The 16,445-nt window shown below is 71.1% G+C and carries 15 protein-coding genes; 8 read left to right on the top strand and 7 right to left on the bottom strand.

Annotated elements, in window-relative coordinates:
* Positions 1-50 precede the first annotated feature (50 nt).
* From AB0J64_RS37225 to AB0J64_RS37255, 7 genes are read left to right on the top strand one after another with little or no spacing between them, the layout of a single operon-like run.
* Positions 51-1,031, top strand: a complete 981-nt coding sequence (locus AB0J64_RS37225; protein ID WP_364038035.1) for a glycosyltransferase family 2 protein — start codon at positions 51-53, stop codon at positions 1,029-1,031.
* Complete coding sequence (locus AB0J64_RS37230; protein ID WP_364038038.1) at positions 1,028-2,248, top strand: ATP-grasp domain-containing protein; 1,221 nt, start codon at positions 1,028-1,030, stop codon at positions 2,246-2,248. Before AB0J64_RS37225 ends, AB0J64_RS37230 begins: the two co-directional genes overlap by 4 nt.
* Complete coding sequence (locus tag AB0J64_RS37235; RefSeq protein WP_364038041.1) at positions 2,245-2,925, top strand: hypothetical protein; 681 nt, start codon at positions 2,245-2,247, stop codon at positions 2,923-2,925. The genes AB0J64_RS37230 and AB0J64_RS37235 overlap by 4 nt, the downstream gene beginning before the upstream one ends.
* Positions 2,926-2,927: 2 nt before the next feature.
* Positions 2,928-4,199 carry an AMP-binding protein gene (locus AB0J64_RS37240; RefSeq protein WP_364038044.1) on the top strand — a complete coding sequence of 424 codons (1,272 nt, stop codon included), beginning with the start codon at positions 2,928-2,930 and terminating at the stop codon, positions 4,197-4,199.
* On the top strand, positions 4,196-5,431 hold the full coding sequence (locus AB0J64_RS37245) for a hypothetical protein (protein WP_364038047.1): 1,236 nt from the start codon (positions 4,196-4,198) through the stop codon (positions 5,429-5,431). The genes AB0J64_RS37240 and AB0J64_RS37245 overlap by 4 nt, the downstream gene beginning before the upstream one ends.
* Positions 5,421-6,902, top strand: a complete 1,482-nt coding sequence (locus AB0J64_RS37250; RefSeq protein ID WP_364038050.1) for a cation:proton antiporter — start codon at positions 5,421-5,423, stop codon at positions 6,900-6,902. Before AB0J64_RS37245 ends, AB0J64_RS37250 begins: the two co-directional genes overlap by 11 nt.
* Positions 6,899-7,909 (top strand): NAD-dependent epimerase/dehydratase family protein, encoded by a 1,011-nt coding sequence (locus AB0J64_RS37255; RefSeq protein WP_364038053.1) that lies wholly within the window; start codon positions 6,899-6,901, stop codon positions 7,907-7,909. Before AB0J64_RS37250 ends, AB0J64_RS37255 begins: the two co-directional genes overlap by 4 nt.
* Positions 7,910-7,928: 19 nt before the next feature.
* On the opposite strand, the gene AB0J64_RS37260 is transcribed toward AB0J64_RS37255, so the two are convergent.
* The 4 genes from AB0J64_RS37260 to AB0J64_RS37275 form a co-directional block, all read right to left on the bottom strand.
* Positions 7,929-8,909 (bottom strand): NlpC/P60 family protein, encoded by a 981-nt coding sequence (locus tag AB0J64_RS37260; protein WP_364038056.1) that lies wholly within the window; start codon positions 8,907-8,909, stop codon positions 7,929-7,931.
* 103 nt (positions 8,910-9,012) lie between these two features.
* On the bottom strand, positions 9,013-9,690 hold the full coding sequence (locus tag AB0J64_RS37265; protein WP_364038059.1) for a C39 family peptidase: 678 nt from the start codon (positions 9,688-9,690) through the stop codon (positions 9,013-9,015).
* Between the two features lie 169 nt (positions 9,691-9,859).
* Positions 9,860-10,522: a C39 family peptidase gene (locus AB0J64_RS37270; protein WP_364038062.1), complete on the bottom strand. Its 663-nt coding sequence runs from the start codon at positions 10,520-10,522 to the stop codon at positions 9,860-9,862.
* A gap of 112 nt (positions 10,523-10,634) precedes the next feature.
* Complete coding sequence (locus AB0J64_RS37275; protein WP_364038065.1) at positions 10,635-12,023, bottom strand: amino acid permease; 1,389 nt, start codon at positions 12,021-12,023, stop codon at positions 10,635-10,637.
* A 172-nt stretch (positions 12,024-12,195) separates the two neighbouring features.
* On the opposite strand from AB0J64_RS37275, the gene AB0J64_RS37280 reads away from it, so the two are divergent.
* Complete coding sequence (locus AB0J64_RS37280) at positions 12,196-12,969, top strand: SDR family NAD(P)-dependent oxidoreductase (protein ID WP_364038068.1); 774 nt, start codon at positions 12,196-12,198, stop codon at positions 12,967-12,969.
* On the opposite strand, the gene hpnH is transcribed toward AB0J64_RS37280, so the two are convergent.
* From hpnH to shc, 3 genes are read right to left on the bottom strand one after another with little or no spacing between them, the layout of a single operon-like run.
* Complete coding sequence (gene hpnH / locus AB0J64_RS37285) at positions 12,943-13,947, bottom strand: adenosyl-hopene transferase HpnH (protein ID WP_344994097.1); 1,005 nt, start codon at positions 13,945-13,947, stop codon at positions 12,943-12,945. The genes AB0J64_RS37280 and hpnH overlap by 27 nt on opposite strands.
* Positions 13,944-14,564, bottom strand: a complete 621-nt coding sequence (locus AB0J64_RS37290; RefSeq protein WP_364038072.1) for a hypothetical protein — start codon at positions 14,562-14,564, stop codon at positions 13,944-13,946. The genes hpnH and AB0J64_RS37290 overlap by 4 nt, the downstream gene beginning before the upstream one ends.
* Positions 14,561-16,444 carry a squalene--hopene cyclase gene (gene shc, locus AB0J64_RS37295; protein WP_364038075.1) on the bottom strand — a complete coding sequence of 628 codons (1,884 nt, stop codon included), beginning with the start codon at positions 16,442-16,444 and terminating at the stop codon, positions 14,561-14,563. Before shc ends, AB0J64_RS37290 begins: the two co-directional genes overlap by 4 nt.
* Between the last annotated feature and the right edge of the window lies 1 nt (position 16,445).

Below are 16,445 nucleotides of genomic sequence, written 5' to 3' on the forward strand. Positions count from 1 at the left end.
CCGAATTAATCCATCAGACAGGGGCGCATGCGGGCACCAAAGACGTCCGCATGCCGCCCCCCGGCATCACCGCGATCATCCCGTGCTACAACGAGATCGCCTGTGTCGAGCGCGCGTACCAGGAGATCCAGGCGGAGCTGAGCACGTACGACGACGTCGAGCTGCTGTTCGTCGACGACGGCAGCACCGACGGCACCCTGGAGGCGATCAAGGGCTTCGCCGCCGTCGATCCCCGGGTGAAGTACATCTCCTTCGCCAGGAACTTCGGCCTGGAGGCGGCCTTCTCCGCCGGCTTCAAGTACGCCTCCAAGGCCTGGACGGTGCAGTTCGACGCCGACCTGCAGTCGCCGCCACGCGAGATGCACCGGCTCGTGGCCAAGGCGATGGAGGGCTACGACGTGGTCTTCGCCGTGCGCGAGAACCGCCAGGACGCGTGGTACCGCAAGCTCGGCACCTGGGCGCACCAGACGATCGCCCAGCGCTGGCTCGGCATCGAGCTGCCGCAGGGCGCGTCGGTGTTCCGGATCGTGCGGACCAGCGTGGCGCGCAAGGTGGTGGACAGCAAGCTGTCCACTCCCTACTTCATCGCCACCGCCCCGCTGCTCGGCGCCCGCTACACCACGCTGCCCACGGCGCACCAGCCGAGGGTGGACGGGAAGGGCAAGTGGAACCTGCGCAAGCTGTTCACGCACGCCGTCGAGCTGTTCGTCGGGTTCTCGTTCCGGCCGCTGACCTGGCTCATCGGCCTGGCCGGCGTGGCGGTGGCCGGGGGGATCGCGATCGCGGCGCTGGCGCTGGCCGGGCGCGTCGCCCCGCTCGCGGTCGACCTGGCGGCCCTGCTCACCGCCCTGGTGACGCTCGTCATGCTCGCCGTGGTCGCACGTTACCTCGTACGGGTGATGCGCGTGCAGGCGATCGGCGTGCCGCGCTATCAGATCCGCGAGGCCAACATCCCGATCCGGGCGGACGAGGCCCTGTACGGCCACGAAACGCCCTATGTCGTCGCCGAAGTCTGGGAGAACGTCAGTTGAGAAACCTCATCGTGCTCGGCGGAGGCGAGGACCAGATCCCCGCCTACCGGGAGGGGCGCAGGCTCGGCTACCGGGTGATCGGCGTGGACCAGCGCCCCGACGCGCTCGGAGCCGCGGAGGCCGACCAGTTCCTCTGCATGACCAGCAGGGATCCGGAGGGCATCGCCCGCGCCCTCGGCCCGATCGACGTCGCGGCCGTCATCTCCCCGGCCAGCGACGCGGCCCAGGAGGCGGTGGCCGAGCTGCGCCGGATCTACCGCACGCCGCACCAGACCGCGCCCGACGCCCTGCGCTGCACGGTGGACAAGGGCTTCTTCCGGCAGGTCATCGACCGGCTGGGGCTGCCCGCGTACCGCTACGCGCAGGACGACGACATCGAGAAGCTGACCGCGGCGGCGGCGGACCTCGGCTATCCGCTGATCGTCAAGCCGGCCGACTCGTCGGGCAGCAAGGGCATCACCGTGCTGAACGACCCAGGAGATCGGCAGGCCGACCTCCTGGGCGCGATCGAGCACGCCCGCAAGAACTCCTTCTCCCGCCAGGTGATCCTGGAGCAGCTGATCGAGGGCAGCCACGGCGCGGTGGAGTCGTTCTTCGCCGACGGGCGGCTGGCGTTCATGGCCGTCACCGACCGGGTCATCACCGGGCCGCCGGCGATGATCAGCCTGGCGCACGTGGTGCCCGCCGCCCTCGACCCGTCCGTGTACGCGCGGTTGAGCGAGGCGATCACCGCCATCTGCGCCGAGGTCGGGCACCGGCATGGCCCGGTGAACTTCGACTTCGTGCTCACTCCCGGCGGCGACCTGTTCTTCATCGAGATGGGCGCCAGGCTGGGCGGCAACGGCATGCCGCTGATGGTCCGGCACGCCTTCGGCCTGAACACGGTCGAGGCGGCCATCCGCCTGGCCCTGGGCGAGCCGCTGACCATCGATGTCACCCACCGGCGCACCGCCGCGCTGCGCATCCTGGCCGCCGAGACCGACGGCGTGCTCACCGCCGTCGAGGGGCTCGCCGAGCTGAGGCGGATGCCCGAGGCGGTGGACGTGCAGGTGTTCAAGTCTCCCGGCGACCACGTACGCGCCTACACGCAGGCCGGGCACAAGCTCGGCTACCTGGTCCTGGTCGCCGACACGCGGGAGCTGCTGGAGGACGCGCTGGACCGGGCCCTGCGCACCCTCCAATTCAAGATCGAGCCCGATGTGAAAGGTTCCCCATGATCCCCCGTAAGCCGCTCGGCTTCCTGATATTCCTGGCGCTCGCCGTCGCCGCCGCGGCGTTCGTCTGGTTCGGCCTGCCCCATGACCGGGAGGTGAAGTCGCTCGGCGTCTTCCTGGTCAAGCTGCTCCCGTTCGTCTTCGCCACCGAGGCCCTGGCCAGGCTGGACGTCGAGTGGGCCAAGCGGATCAGGCTCGCGCTGTGGACGGTGCCACCGGCGTTCCTGGTGTACTTCCTCTACTTCGTGCCGAAGATCTTCTTCTTCGGCGGAGTGGAGGAGCGCAGCCGTGAGTCGTTCTACGGCCTGTACTACCACGTCCTCACGGTGACGCCGTTCCTCATCCTGGCCATGGTGCTGGCCTTCCGGCTGGGCGGCGGCTCGGCGTCGCTGGTGCGCAGGCTCTCCTACGGCATGCTGCTGCTGATGCTGTCCGGCCTGGAGGACTTCGCCTTCCTCACGGTCAACGACCACACCGACCCGGCCTACGCCACCATCCCGGAGGTGTGGGACTGGGCCTCGCACATGACCGTGTTCCTCGGCCACGAGCCCACCAAGTACGAGGCGTACGCGTTCATCATCGTCCACGTGGTGCTGGCACTGGCGGTGTTCTTCAGCCCGCAGCGCTGGTGGGACGGGCTCAGGCTGCGCTTCGTCCGTACCCGGACCGAGAGCGCGTAGCGATGCTCGTGCGCGAGGCGGCGTACGTGCCGCTCACCATCGCGCGGCAGTACGGCAGTGCGGCGGCCCTGCGCCGCCGCCAGCTCCGCGGGCTCAACCGGGTGCTGGAGCTCGCCCGCACCCGGGTGCCGTACTACCGCGACGACCCGCGCTACGCCGGGGGGCCGCTGGGCTCCCTCGCCGAGCTGGCCGAGCTGCCGGTGCTGGACAAACAGGTGCTGCGCGAACAGCCACTGGAGCGCATGCTCGCCGACGGGGTGGACCCGGAGCGGTGCCTGTCGTTCCAGACCAGCGGCAGCACCGGGCGGCGGGTCAGGATCCTGCACGACCAGGACAGCCACGACTACCACATGGCCGCGTGCGTGCGCAGGTTCCTGGCCACCGACCGCTACCTGCCCACCGACCGGCTCAGCCACATCCGGCCGTTCGCGCCGCCCGCCCGCATGTTCGAGCGGTTCGGCCTGTTCAGGCGGCACGTCATCCTCTCGCACCGGCCCATGGCGGAGATCAAGGCGGAGCTGCTGGCCAACCGCCCCAAGGTGCTGATCGGCTACCCCGTCCACCTGCGGGCCCTGCTGCGGTCGCTGACCCCGGACGAGCTGGCGCGGCTGCGGCGGACGCTGCGGATCGTCATGACCGAGTCGGAGCTGCTGCTGCCCGAGCACCGCGCCATGTTCGCCACGCAGTTCGCGGCGCCGGTCTTCGACGAGTACTCGGCCTTCGAGGTGCTCAACGTGGCCTACGACTGCCGCCACGGCCGCGCCCACCTGGGCGAGGACCGCGTGTACGCCGAGATCGTGGACGACCGCGGCAAGCCGGTCCCGGACGGCGAGCCCGGCCGGGTGGTGGTCACCTCGTTCCTCGAACGGGCGATGCCGCTGCTGCGCTACAGCCTGGGCGACATCGGCGTCATCGAACCGGGCCGCTGCCCCTGCGGCCGCCGCTTCCGCACCCTGCGCCTGACCACGGGACGCAGCAACGACTACGTCACGCTGCCGTCGGGGGAGCGGCTCTACCCGGACGCGTTCCTGCACCTGGCGGCCACCCACCCCGGCATCAGCGAGTGCTTCGTCCACCAGGAGGCCGACGGGCTGGTACGCCTCCACGTCGTGCCGAGCGGCGAGGAGGAGGCCGAGCGGGTGTTCGCGACCGCGCGGGAGAAGCTGTTCGGGCTGGCCGGAGGGGAGTTCCCGCTGGAGGTGGTGCAGGCGGAGTCCGTGCTCATCACGCCTGGCGGCAAGGGCAGGTTCGTCACCTCCGACTACTCCGCATGAAACTCCCCGCACCGGCCACCACCAGGCGGCTGGCGGCGCTGGTCGGCGGGCGGGCGGCGTTCCGCGGGACGCTGCTGGTGGCCAACGTGGCGCTGCTGGCGGCCTGGGGCTCGCCGGTCTACGCGGGATACGCGCAGGCCATGGGCGGCGCGGCCGTCCTGGCCCTGATCGCCTCGACCGGGATCGAGAAGTGCGCGCTCAAGCTGATCCCCCGGCTGCGCCACACCGTGCCCCTGCTGGTCGGCGTCTTCGTGGCGCTCGCCGGGCTGCTGCTCGTGGCGGCGCTCGCCGTCCTCGGCGGCATGCTGGCGCTCGGGCGCAACGGGCCGTGGCCGCTGGCCGCGCTCGCCGGGCTGAGCCAGATCGGCGTGGGGCTCAACCAGGTGCTCGTCGGCCTGACCAGGGCCATCGGCAAGCCCGCGCGCGACGTGGCCAACCACCTCGTGCTCTCGGCGGCCCTGGCCTCCGGCACCGCGGCGGCGCTGGTCCTGAAGATCACGCCGGTGACGTTCCTGGCGCTGTACGCCGGCACGGTGGCCGTGCTCAGCCTCGCGCTGCTGGCCGGACTGCGGCCCGACTTCCGCGGGCTGCGCCGCCGCACGCTCAAGAGGGCCGCGGTCGGGACGTCGCTGCGGATGGCCGTGCCCGACCTGGCCGGCGGCATGACGATGAGCCTGATGTTCCTGGCCCTGTCCGTGGCCGGCGCGCAGGCCGAGAGCACCGGGCTCTACATGGCCTCCACCGCCTCCTCGACCCTGCTCAACGCCTTCTCCTACCTGCTGCGCATCCTGCAGCCCGACGTGTCCAGAGCGCTGCACCAGCGGGACCTGACCGCCGCCTACCAGCGGCTGTCGCGCTGGCTGCGCCTGCTCATGCTGACCGGCACGCCGTACGTGCTGGCCGTGCTGGTGCTGGCGCTGACCGTGCTGCGGCCGCACGGGGACGCCGGGGTCGTGATCCTCTACATCGCCTGCGTCCCCGTCATCTTCGCCGTCGGCAGCGCCAATTACGTGATGGAGAACGCCACCCGCCAGGCGCTGCACGCGACCGCGGTCGGGGCGGCCCTGTCGCTGGCGGTGATCGGGGCGCTGGCGTTCGTCGTCGTGCCGTGGGCGGGGGCGCTCGGCGCGGTGGTCCTGATCGCGTTCGGTGAGCTCATCCACGCGGTGGCGATCCTCCGCTGGCTTGGACCGCACTCTCGTCAACCCACAGGGGTGGAACATGCGCGTTGAGCGACCGATGGAGGAGACCGAGCAGCGGCTGCTGCCGGCGCCGGCCCGCGGCCTGGTCCTGGCTCTCGTGCTGACCGGGGCCGCCGTGGCGCTGGTCTTCGTGGCCTTCGGCGGCGCCGTGGGAGGTTCGGGGCAGCCGGTCGCGCGGGCAGGTGCGGAGGCGGTGACGCGGGCCGAGTTCGCGCTGCGGCTGTTCGTCGCGGTGGGGGCGATCAGCGGGCTGGCCTCGCTGGGCGGGGTGCTGGCCCGCAGGCTCGGCCAGCCGACCGTGGTGGGGCAGATGGTGGCCGGCCTGCTGCTCGGGCCGTCGGCGCTGGGCGCGCTGGCACCCGGCGCGATGAACCTGCTCACGCCGGACTGGATCAAGCCCGACCTGAGCCTGATCGCCCAGGGCGCATTGGCGATCTTCATGTTCACCGTGGGCATGGAGTTCGACCCGCAGGTGCTCGGCCGCCAGCGGAGCGTGATCGGGGCGGCCAGCGTGGCGATGATGGCGGTGCCGTTCGCCCTGGGCCTCGTGGCGGCGATCCCGTTCGCCGCCACGATGGCAGGGCCGAAGGCCGGGATGACCGAGTACGTGCTCTTCGTCGGCACCGCGCTCAGCGTCACCGCCTTCCCCGTGCTCGCCAGGATCGTGCAGGAGTCGGGGCTGACCGGCACCAGGCTGGGGTCCCTGGCCATGGTCTGCGCGGGCGTGGCGGACGTGCTCGCCTGGTGCGCGCTGGCCGTGGTGCTGGCGATCACTCAGGCGCGCAGCCCGGCCGGGGTGCTGACCGCGGTCGCCCTGACGGCGGGACTGGTGCTGTTCGTCCTGCTCGTCGTACGCCCCGCGCTGCGCGCCCTCGCCGCCCGCCACGCCGGGTCGAGCCTGCCGACCCCCGCCGCCCTGGCCCTCGTACTCGGACTGATCTTCGCGCTGGCCGCGGCCACGGACGCCATCGGCGTGCACGCCATCTTCGGGGCCTTCCTGGCCGGGATCGTGCTGCCACGCGAGTCCGCCCTGCTCGGCAGCGTCCCGGAGAAGCTCGGGACGCTCAACCGGGCCATGCTGCTGCCGGTCTTCTTCGCCTCCATCGGGCTGCAGACGAACGTCCGGCTGGCCATCGACCATCCGGCCGTGCTGATCGGCGGGGCGGTGCTGCTCGCCGTCGCCGTGCTCGGCAAGCTCGGCACCGCCTCCGTGGTCGCGCTGGCCGGAGGCATGCCCAGGCGGCTGGCGCTCGGACTCGGCGTGCTCATGAACGCCCGCGGCGTCACCGAGATCGTCGTGCTCAGCACCGGGCTGAGCGTCGGCGTCATCAGCGACGGCGCCTTCGCCATGCTCGTGCTGATGGCCCTGGTCACGACCGTGATGGCGGTGCCCGCACTCCGCCTGCTCAAGCTCTTCAACCCTGCCGGGCCCGCATCCGGGCCGGAGCAGCACCACGCCGCCACAAGCGGAGTCACCATCAGCGGAAAGGAACTTTCATGACCTCCACCTCACTCGTCACCGGGGGCGCCGGGTTCATCGGCTCCCACGTCGCGGCCGACCTGCTCCGCGCGGGCCACCGCGTCGTGGTGCTCGACGACCTGTCGGGCGGGTACGCGGCCAACGTGCCCGAGGGCGCCCACTTCCACGAGGGCAGCGTGTGCGATCCGGAGACCGTGGACGGGCTGTTCGCGACGTGGAAGTTCGACTACGTCTTCCACCTGGCCGCGTACGCCGCAGAAGGGCTCAGCCACTTCATCAAGCGCTACAACTACACCAACAACGTGATCGGCAGCGTGAACCTGATCAACGCGTCCGTCAACGCCGGGACCGTGCGCTGCTTCGTCTTCACCTCCTCCATCGCCGTCTACGGCCACGCCAGTCCTCCCATGACCGAGGACCTGACGCCCGCCCCGGTGGACCCGTACGGCATCGCCAAGTACGCGGTCGAGCAGGAGCTGAAGGTCAGCCATGAGATGTTCGGGCTGCCGTACATCATCTTCCGGCCGCACAACGTCTACGGTGAGCGGCAGAACATCGGCGACCGCTACCGCAACGTCATCGGCATCTTCATGAACCAGATCCTGCGCGGCGAGGAGTGCACCGTCTTCGGCGACGGCGAGCAGACCCGCGCCTTCAGCCACATCGACGACGTGGCGCTGCCGATCGCCCGTTCGATCGGCAACCCGCGCGCCTACGGCGAGGTCTTCAACATCGGCGGCGACACCCCCTACACCGTCAACGAGCTGGCCAGGGCCGTCGCGGAGGCGATGGACGCGCCGCTGCGGGTGCGGCACCTGGAGGCCAGGCACGAGGTGGTCCACGCCTTCTCCGCGCACGACAAGGCCAGGGAGATCCTGGGTGTGGGCGCGGACTCGGTGCCGCTGGACGAGGGGCTCGCGCAGATGGCCGCCTGGGCGAAGAAGCACGGACCGCAGGAGCCGTCGGTGTTCTCCGGGATCGAGGTCAGCCGCAACATGCCGCCCTCCTGGCAGGCCCTGGTCAGATGACCTCCCGTAGTCCCGGTGATCAGGGGCGGATCGCGCCGGCGAGGCGGTTGCGCCAGTAGTCGTCCAGGTTGACGACCTTGATGACGTCTCCGGTCTGCGGCGCGTGGACCATCTTGCCGTCGCCCGCGTACATGCCCATGTGTCCCAGGCCCTTGCTGAAGAGCAGGTCTCCGGGCTGCAGCCGGTCGAGCGGGACGCGGCGGTTCGCTCCCCAGCTCCACTGCGTCCAGGTTGTCCGGGGCAGCTGGACTCCCGCCGCGCGCCAGGCGGCCTGGGTCAGGCCGGAGCAGTCGTACGAGCCCGGCCCGGTGCCGCCGTACCGGTACGGCTTGCCCACCTGGGCGAAGGCGAACCGGAGCGCCGTGCGGGCGCTGCCGGAGGCCGGGCCGGTGTACTGGATGCCCGGGCTGTTGGGGTTCCCGGTCTTGAACGTGCCCAGCCCGCGCAGGAGCTTGGTCTGCTCGGCGATCAGCTTCTCGATCTTGGCCTGCTCGTCGCGTACCTTGTCACGCGCCGCCTCGGCCTCCGCCAGGGCTCTCTTGGCGTCGTCGCGCCGATCGCGCAGCTCCTTGGTGGCCGCCTGGTAGGCGCGTACCTTCGCCGCCCTGGCCTCGGCGATCTCCTGGAGCGAGGCCATGCCGGCCATGATCGCCTCGGGGTCGCCCTGCCCGGCCAGGCGCTCCCACCCTCTGAAGGGGCCGAGCTGGTAGTCGCCGACCGCCACCCTGACGACGTCCTCGCGCAGGGTGCCGGCCGAGGCGTCCTTGCGGCCGAGCTCGGCGTCGAGGGCGTCGTACTTCCTCTTGGCCTTCTTGTACGTCTCCGTGGCCTGGTTGAAGCGCTCGACCACCTGATCGGCCCGCTCGTTCAGCTTCACCAGCCTGGCCCTGGCCTGGGCCGGCGACGGCTCGGCCACGGCGGCGCCCGGGCTGGAGGCCAGCGCGGCCGAGGCCAGGGTCACGGCCGCCGCTGTCCGCCCGAGCCATGTCGGCACGGTCACCACGATGCCTCCTCGCGAAGTCCCGGCCTCATGGCCGACTTCACGTGGGGATACGCGTGGCGGCGCTCCGGCGTTCAGTACGCGGACCCAGGAGGTGGACGCGTCACAGCTTGGAGACGTAGTACATGTTGCCGGCCGGCTGCAGGACGTCGGCCAGGGCGGAGGCGCTGATGACGTGGGTGCCGCCGGTCGGCTTCCACGGGTCGTAGACGGTGATGGTGCGGGCCGACTTGTCGTAGCCGTACGCGAGGATCGCGTGGCCGATCCTGGTGCCCTTGACCTTGCCCTTGTTCCAGGGCAGCTGGTCCATCCACACCGTGAGCACCGGCGCCCGATGCAGCTCGCCGATGTCCTTGGAGACCCGTTTCATGAGGACGGCCGGGTTGCCGTCGGCGTCGGTGGGCATCGTGACCTTGTAACCGAGGAACCTGATGTAGGTGTTGATCACCGGCACGGCGTCCACGCCCTCGGTGCCGTAAGGCGGGGCGGTCTTCATCTTCTTGGCAAGGGTCGCCTGGCTGACCATGATGCCGAAGCTCGCCAGGCTCATCGACGACGAGGCGGGCACGCAGAAGTAGTTGGTCTGCTGCCGCTGGGCGTCCAGGCTGAGCTGGTACTTCAAGGGCCTGACGATCTGGTCGGACCTCGGGTCGGCGACCGGGGCCCCGGCCGCCGGGGCGCCGGGGGAGGCGTAAGCCGGTGACAGAGGGGTGAGGCAGAGCGCTCCCACCGTCGCAGCCATGGCGAGGGCGGTGCCGGTCGCCGGTCCAGGGTTTTTCACGTGACCACTCCACATAAATGCACACAAATGGAGCAAAGAGTAGTAAACGACGGCGCGTAATCCGTCAAAGGTGTGCAAAGAGGGATTGGTTGTGACTTATGGGGCAAAAGAGGATGGCAGATTTTGCCATGCGCAGCGGGCCGCCGCCCCGGCGGCCCGCTGGGGCCGGCTAGAGCTTGGAGATGTAGTACATGCCGCCAGGCTGAAGGATGCCGGCCAGCGTGGAGGCGCTGATGGTGTGGGTGCCGCCGGTCGGCTTCCACGGGTCGTAGACGGTGATGGTGCCGGCCACCCTGTCGTAGCCGTACGCGATGATCGCGTGGCCGACCTTGGTGCCCCTGACCTTGCCCTTGTTCCAGGGCAGCTGCTCCATCCACACCCCGAGCAGCGGTGCCCGGCGCAGCTGGCCGACGTTGTTCGCGACCCGGCTCATGAGCAGGGCCGGGTTGCCGTCCGTGTCCGCGGGGACCGTGTACCTGTAGCCGCGGGACTTGACGTAGGAGTTGACCACCGGCAGGGCGTTCGCCCGCTGGGTGCCGTGGGCCGGGGTGGTCTTCATCTTCTTGGCGAGGGTCGCCTGGCTGACGTTGACGCCGAAGGTCGACAGGCTCATCGACGAGGAGGCGGGCACGCAGAAGTAGTTGGTCTCCTGCCGCTGGCCCTTGAGGGTGAGCTGGTACTTCAGCGGAGCTACGAGACTCTGGGCGGAGGCGGTCGGGGAGGGGGTCGTGGTGGGGGTCGGGGACGCGTAGGCCGGTGACAGAGCGGTGAGGCAGAGGGCCGTCACGGTCGTGGTGAGGGCGATGCCGGTTCCCGTTCCGGGGTACTTCACTTGATCACTCCACGCATGCACACAAAAAGTAAAGATCAGTCAAGGACCGTAGTTGATCTGCTAAATGTGTGCAAACGCCAGCTCAGCGTGACAGGGGGGGACAGGTGAGCCGTCAATCCAGCATCGAGTGCCGGCGGCTGTAGGCGAAGTAGACGATCAGCCCGATCACGAACCACACGGCGAAGCGCAGCCACGTCAGCGGGTTCAGGAACGTGATCAGCCAGATCGAGAAGAGCGCCCCGAGACCCGGCACCACCGGCATCCCCGGCGTGCGGAACGAACGCGGCAGGTCCGGCTGCCGGTAGCGGAGCACGATCACCGCCACGCACACGACCACGAACGCCAGCAGGATCCCGATGTTCGTCAGCTCGGCCGCCTCACGGATGGGCAGGAATCCGGCGATCGCCGCCGACGCGACGCCCACGATCCACGTGACCCGGGTGGGCACCCGCCGTACCGGGTGGAGCTTGGCGAACCACTGCGGCAGCAGCCCGTCGCGGCTCATCGAGAACCAGACGCGGGTGACGCCGAGCATGAACGTGAACATCACCGTGAGGATGCCGATCACGGCCCCGGCCGCGATCAGGCTCGCCAGCCCGGACAGCCCGACGGCGGCGAACGCCGAGGCGAAGCCGCTCTCCGGGTCGATCTGCCGGTAGTTCTGCATGCCGGTGAGCACGAGCGTGGCCAGCACGTACAGGACCATGGAGATGATCAGCGAGTACATGATCGCCCTCGGCATGTGCCGCCGCGCGTCCCGTGACTCCTCGGCCGCGGTGCTCATCGCGTCGTAGCCGAACACTGCGAAGAACACGGTGGCGGCCCCGGTGATCGCGCCGCTGACCCCGAACGGGAAGAACGGCGTGTAGTTGGCCGTGTTGATGTGGAAGAAGCCGACCACGACGACCAGCAGCACCACGGCGACCTTCACGGCCACCACGAACGTCTCGAACCGGGCCGCGGCGCGGATCCCGAGGTTCAGCATGAAGGCGATGAGCAGGCACAGCAGCACCGCGAACAGGTCCACCACGTGCCCATGGCCGGTGCCGGGCGCGCCGAGCATCCACGCGGGCAGCGTGAAGCCGAGCTGCTGGACGAGGAAGCCGAAGTAGCCGGAGATGCCGATGGCCACGACCGCGACGATGGCGGTGTACTCCAGCAGCAGGTCCCAGCCGATGAACCAGCCGACGATCTCCCCCAGGACCGCGTACCCGTACGTGTAGGCGGACCCGGCCTTCGGGATCAGGCCCGCGAACTCGGCGTACGAGAACGCGGCGGCGGCGCTGGCGATCCCCGCGATCAGGAACGACACGAGCACGGCCGGCCCCGCGGTCTGGTTGGCGACCGCGCCGGCCAGGGCGAAGATGCCCGCGCCGATGATGCCGCCCACCCCGATGGCGGTGAGCTGCCACAGGCCGAGCGACCTGGACAGCTCCCCCTCGTGCTCGGTGGCGATCTGCTCCACCGGTTTGCGCCTGAAGACGCTTCGCGACATGGCCATGACGCCCCCACATGCTCCGTGGGAGCGACCCTGCCCACCTGCGACTCCTCTATGCCGGGCGGTCCGCCGCCTGCTGGTTGAGACGCCCCGGGAGTGGAAAGGCACACGACTGTACGCCGTGATACGCACCGTTGCGGGATAGGTGACCGATGCTTGCCTGCGAACCGACGACATGAGACTCGCGGACGCCCACGTGCTGGTCACCGGGGCCTCCTCGGGGATCGGGGCGGCCACCGCGCGGGCGCTGGCGGGCACCGGCGCGCGGCTGACGCTGGCCGGGCGCGATCGCGAACGCCTGGCGGCCGTCGCCGCGGCGACGGGCGGGCGCGTTCTGGTGTGCGACGTCGCCACGCAGGCCGGCGATCTCGCCACGCGGGCCGGACACGTCGACGTCCTGGTGAACAACGCCGGCGTGGGGTGGGCCGGGCCGTTCGTGCGGATGCCGGCCGGCAGGGTCGAGCAGCTGCTGGCCGTCAACCTCGCGGCGCCGATCGCGCTCACGCGGCTGCTGCTACCGGGGATGGTGGCGGCGGGCCGGGGACACGTCGTCTTCGTGGCCTCCATCGCCGGGGCGGTGGGCGTGGATCAGGAGGCGGTCTACTCGGCGACGAAGGCGGGGCTGATGGCCTTCGCGGAGGCCCTGCGCCATGAGCTGCGCCACGTGCCGGGCGTCGGCGTGTCCGTCCTGCTGCCGGGCGTGGTGGACACGCCCTTCTTCGTACGGCGCGGCGCCCCGTACACGCGCGGCTGGCCGGCGCCGATCGCGCCGGAGCGGGTGGCGCGGGCGATCGTGGCGGCGATCCGGCACGGCCGGCCGGAGTCCTTCGTACCGGGCTGGCTGAGGGTGCCGGCCAGGCTGCGCGGAGCGGCGCCCGGCCCGTTCCGGGCGCTGGCGCGGCGCTTCGGGAGCACCCCAGGATCAGCCGCTCCTGATGGCCCGCAGTGACTCCTTCAGGGAGCCGAGCGTGGCCAGGACGGCGGTCGGCTCGTAGCCGCAGTGCGCCATGCAGTTGTCGCACCGTGGGTCGCGGCCCCGGCCGTACGCCGACCAGTCGGTCTCCTCGATCAGCTCGCGGTACGTCCGCGCGTATCCGTCCGCCATCAGGTAGCACGGCCGCTGCCAGCCGAACAGGGAGTACGACGGGATGGCCCAGGCCGTGCACGGCAGCTCGATCCGGCCCTCCAGGAAGTCCAGGAAGAGCGGCGAGTGGTTGAACCGCCAGCGGCGCCGCCGCCCGCCGGCGAATGCCTCGCGGAAGAGCGCGCGCGTCTCCCGCACGCCCATGAACCGGTCCTGCACGGGCGCCTTGTCGTACGCGTAGGCGGGGGAGACCATCATCTGGTCGACGGCGAGCTCGTCGTTGAGGTAGTCGAGCACCTCGATGACGGTCTGCGGGCTGTCGGTGGAGAAGAACGTCGTGTTCGTGGTGATCCGGAAGCCGCGCCGCCGGCACTCCCGCACGGCGGCGACGGCCTCGTCGAAGACGCCCTCCTTGCACACCGCGGCGTCGTGGCGCTCGCGGACGCCGTCGATGTGCACGGTCCAGGTGAAGTACCGCGAGGGCTCGAACTCGTCGATCTTCTTGGGGATCAGCAGCGCGTTCGTGCAGAGGAAGACGTACTTCTTCATGTCCACGAGGCGGCGGACCAGCTCGCCGATCTGCGGGTGCATGAGCGGCTCCCCGCCGGCGATCGAGACCATGGGGGCGCCGCACTCCTGGATGGCGGCGACGGCCTGCTCCACCGGCATGCGCTGCTTCAGCACGTCGGCGGGGTGCTGGATCTTGCCGCAGCCGGCGCATTTGAGATTGCACGCGAACAGCGGCTCCAGCTCCACCAGCAGCGGGAACTTCGTCCGTCCCCGGAGGCGCTGGCCGAGGATGTAGCCGCCGATGCGCAGGCTCTGCCGAAGCGGGATCGTCATGGCAGCGATTCCTCCGATAGCGGGAACGGCACGGTCTCCGGGATGGTTGCCGCCGCCCAGCGGACCAGCACGGGGCCGAGTGAGCGGAGCGTGCGGCGGGCGGCGAGGCCGCGGGCGAGCGTCGCCGGGCTCAGCAGCGGCGCCTGCGGAGTGTCCACGATGACCCGCACGGCGGCCAGCGGTCGCCCTGCGGCGGCGCGGGCCAGGGGCCCGGTCTCCATGTCCACGGCGTGCGCGCCGAGGGCGGCCAGGCGCCGACGCTCAGCGCCTCTGACGACGCGATCGGCGGTCACCAGCGGCCCGACCTTGGCGGGCAGGCCGGCGCGGGCCAGCTCTTCCGCGAGGAGGGAAGCCGTCGGACAGTCGTGCACCTGCCCTCGGAACCGGACCTCGCTCGCCACCAGAACGTCGCCCGGCCGCAGGCTCCCGCCGACCGCGCCGCCGAACCCGACCACGGCCATCGCCGCTTGATCGCCCAGGTACGCGGCCGCGCGGGCCGCCCGCCGCGGGCCGATCCCGGTGACGATCACCCTGGTGCCGGTGAGGCGAGGAGGCAGGCCGCGCCTGATCGCACGAGCCTCGATGCGGAGCGCGGCACAGATCAGCAGACCGGTCATGAAACCTCCCGACGAGCTGCGTAGCGTCCCAGGGCGGTGATCGGGAAGACCAGCCGGTAGAGGTGGTAGTTGATGTAGAAGTCGCCGGGGAAGCCGGTGCCCGTGAAGTGCGGCTCGTCCCACGTACCGTCCGGCCGCTGCCGCTCCACCAGCCAGCGCACCCCGCGCTCCACCGCCGGCGAGCGCTCGCCGGCGGCGAGCAGGGCCAGCAGCGCCCAGGCCGTCTGCGACGGGGTGGAGGCGCCGCGGCCGATCCAGGTGGCGTCGCGGTAGGAACGCAGGTCCTCTCCCCAGCCGCCGTCGCCGTTCTGGTGCCGTTCCAGCCAGGTCACGGCACGCCGTACGGACGAATGCCCCGGACGGACCCCGGCGGCGACGAGGGCGGGCACCACGGCCCCGGTGCCGTAGACGTGGTTGGCGCCCCAGCGGCCGAACCACGATCCGTCCTGCTCCTGCGCCTTGAGCAGCCAGACGACGGCTCTGCGCAGCACGGGGGAGTGGGGCCGCTCCTTGGCCAGGGCTTCGACGACGTGCGCGGTGACGTCGGCGGACGGAGGGTCGATCACCGCGCCGAAGTCGCAGAAGGGCAGCCTGGTGCAGAGCGCGCGGTCGTTGTCGGCGTCGAACGCCGCGAAACCGCCGTCGCGGCTCGCCATGCCGGCCATCCAGCGGAGCCCGCGCTCGACCGCCGGCCGGATGCCGGGACGGTCGAGCCGGCGCAGCGCGAGGATGACCTCCGCGGTGTCGTCGGTGTCGGGATAGCCGTCGTTGTCGAACTCGAACGCCCAGCCGCCGGGCGGAAGCCCCGGCTTGCGCACGGCCCAGTCGCCCGCCCTCGTGACCTCCTCGCGCAGCAGCCAGTCGGCGGCCTCCGTGATGGCCGGATGATCGGCGGGGGTGCCCGCGTCGAGCAGGGCGTTGACCGCCAGCGCGGTGTCCCAGACGGGAGACTGGCACGCCTCCAACCGGCGCCCCTTCTCGTCGCGGATCGTGAACCGGTCGAGCCCCCGGATCGCCCGGCGCATCACCGGATGGTCGACGTGGTAGCCGGCGAGATGGAGCGCGATCATCGAGTACACCCATGGCGGCTGGATGCCGCCCCAGGATCCGTCGGCCTCCTGACGTGCGACGATCCACTCGACGGCGCGCCTCAGGGCGGCCCGCCGCAGGGCCTGCGACGGGCGCCGCTCGTACCGGTGCAGCGCCTTGTCCAGCGCGCCGAAGACGGCCTCCCAGCCGCCTCGCGCGGCGCGGCGCGGCGCCCGGCCGGTCCGCAGCTCGGACAGCTCGAACGGCAGCCGCCGCACCGGCCGGTACGCGGTCACGACGGTCAGCGGCACGATCGTCTGCCTGGCCCAGCACGCCCAGTCGTAGATGTTGAGGGGGAACCACGACGGAAGGAACATCATCTCGGGAGGCATGACGGGCAGGTCCCGCCACGGCCACTCCCCGAACAGCGCCAGCCAGACCCGGGTGAACACCCGGCTCGCCTCGATGCCGCCCATGGCCCTGACCTGCCCGGCGGCGGCGCGCATGTGGGCCGCCTCGGGCGGGTCGCCCGCGAGCCGCAGGGCGGTGTACGCCTCGACGGTGGTGGACACGTCGGGGGGTCCTTCGTGGAAGTTGGCCCACGTGCCGTCGGCCCGCTGCTCGGAACGGATCCACCGGGCGGCCTCGGCCGTCTCCGGCTCGGTGCGGATGCCGAGGAACTCCCGCAGCAGCAGGTCCTCCGCGTCCATGGTCACGTTGGTCTGCAGCTCGCCCTTCCACCAGCCCTCCGCCGACCGCAGGCCGATCAGATGGTCGCGGGCGGACTCGAGGGCGTGCTCGACGGCGTGCTCGACGCCGGCGAGCGGGCTCTGGGTCTCGAGGGTGGTCATG

Source organism: Nonomuraea sp. NPDC049695, from assembly GCF_040674955.1.
GTDB lineage: Bacteria > Actinomycetota > Actinomycetes > Streptosporangiales > Streptosporangiaceae > Nonomuraea > Nonomuraea helvata.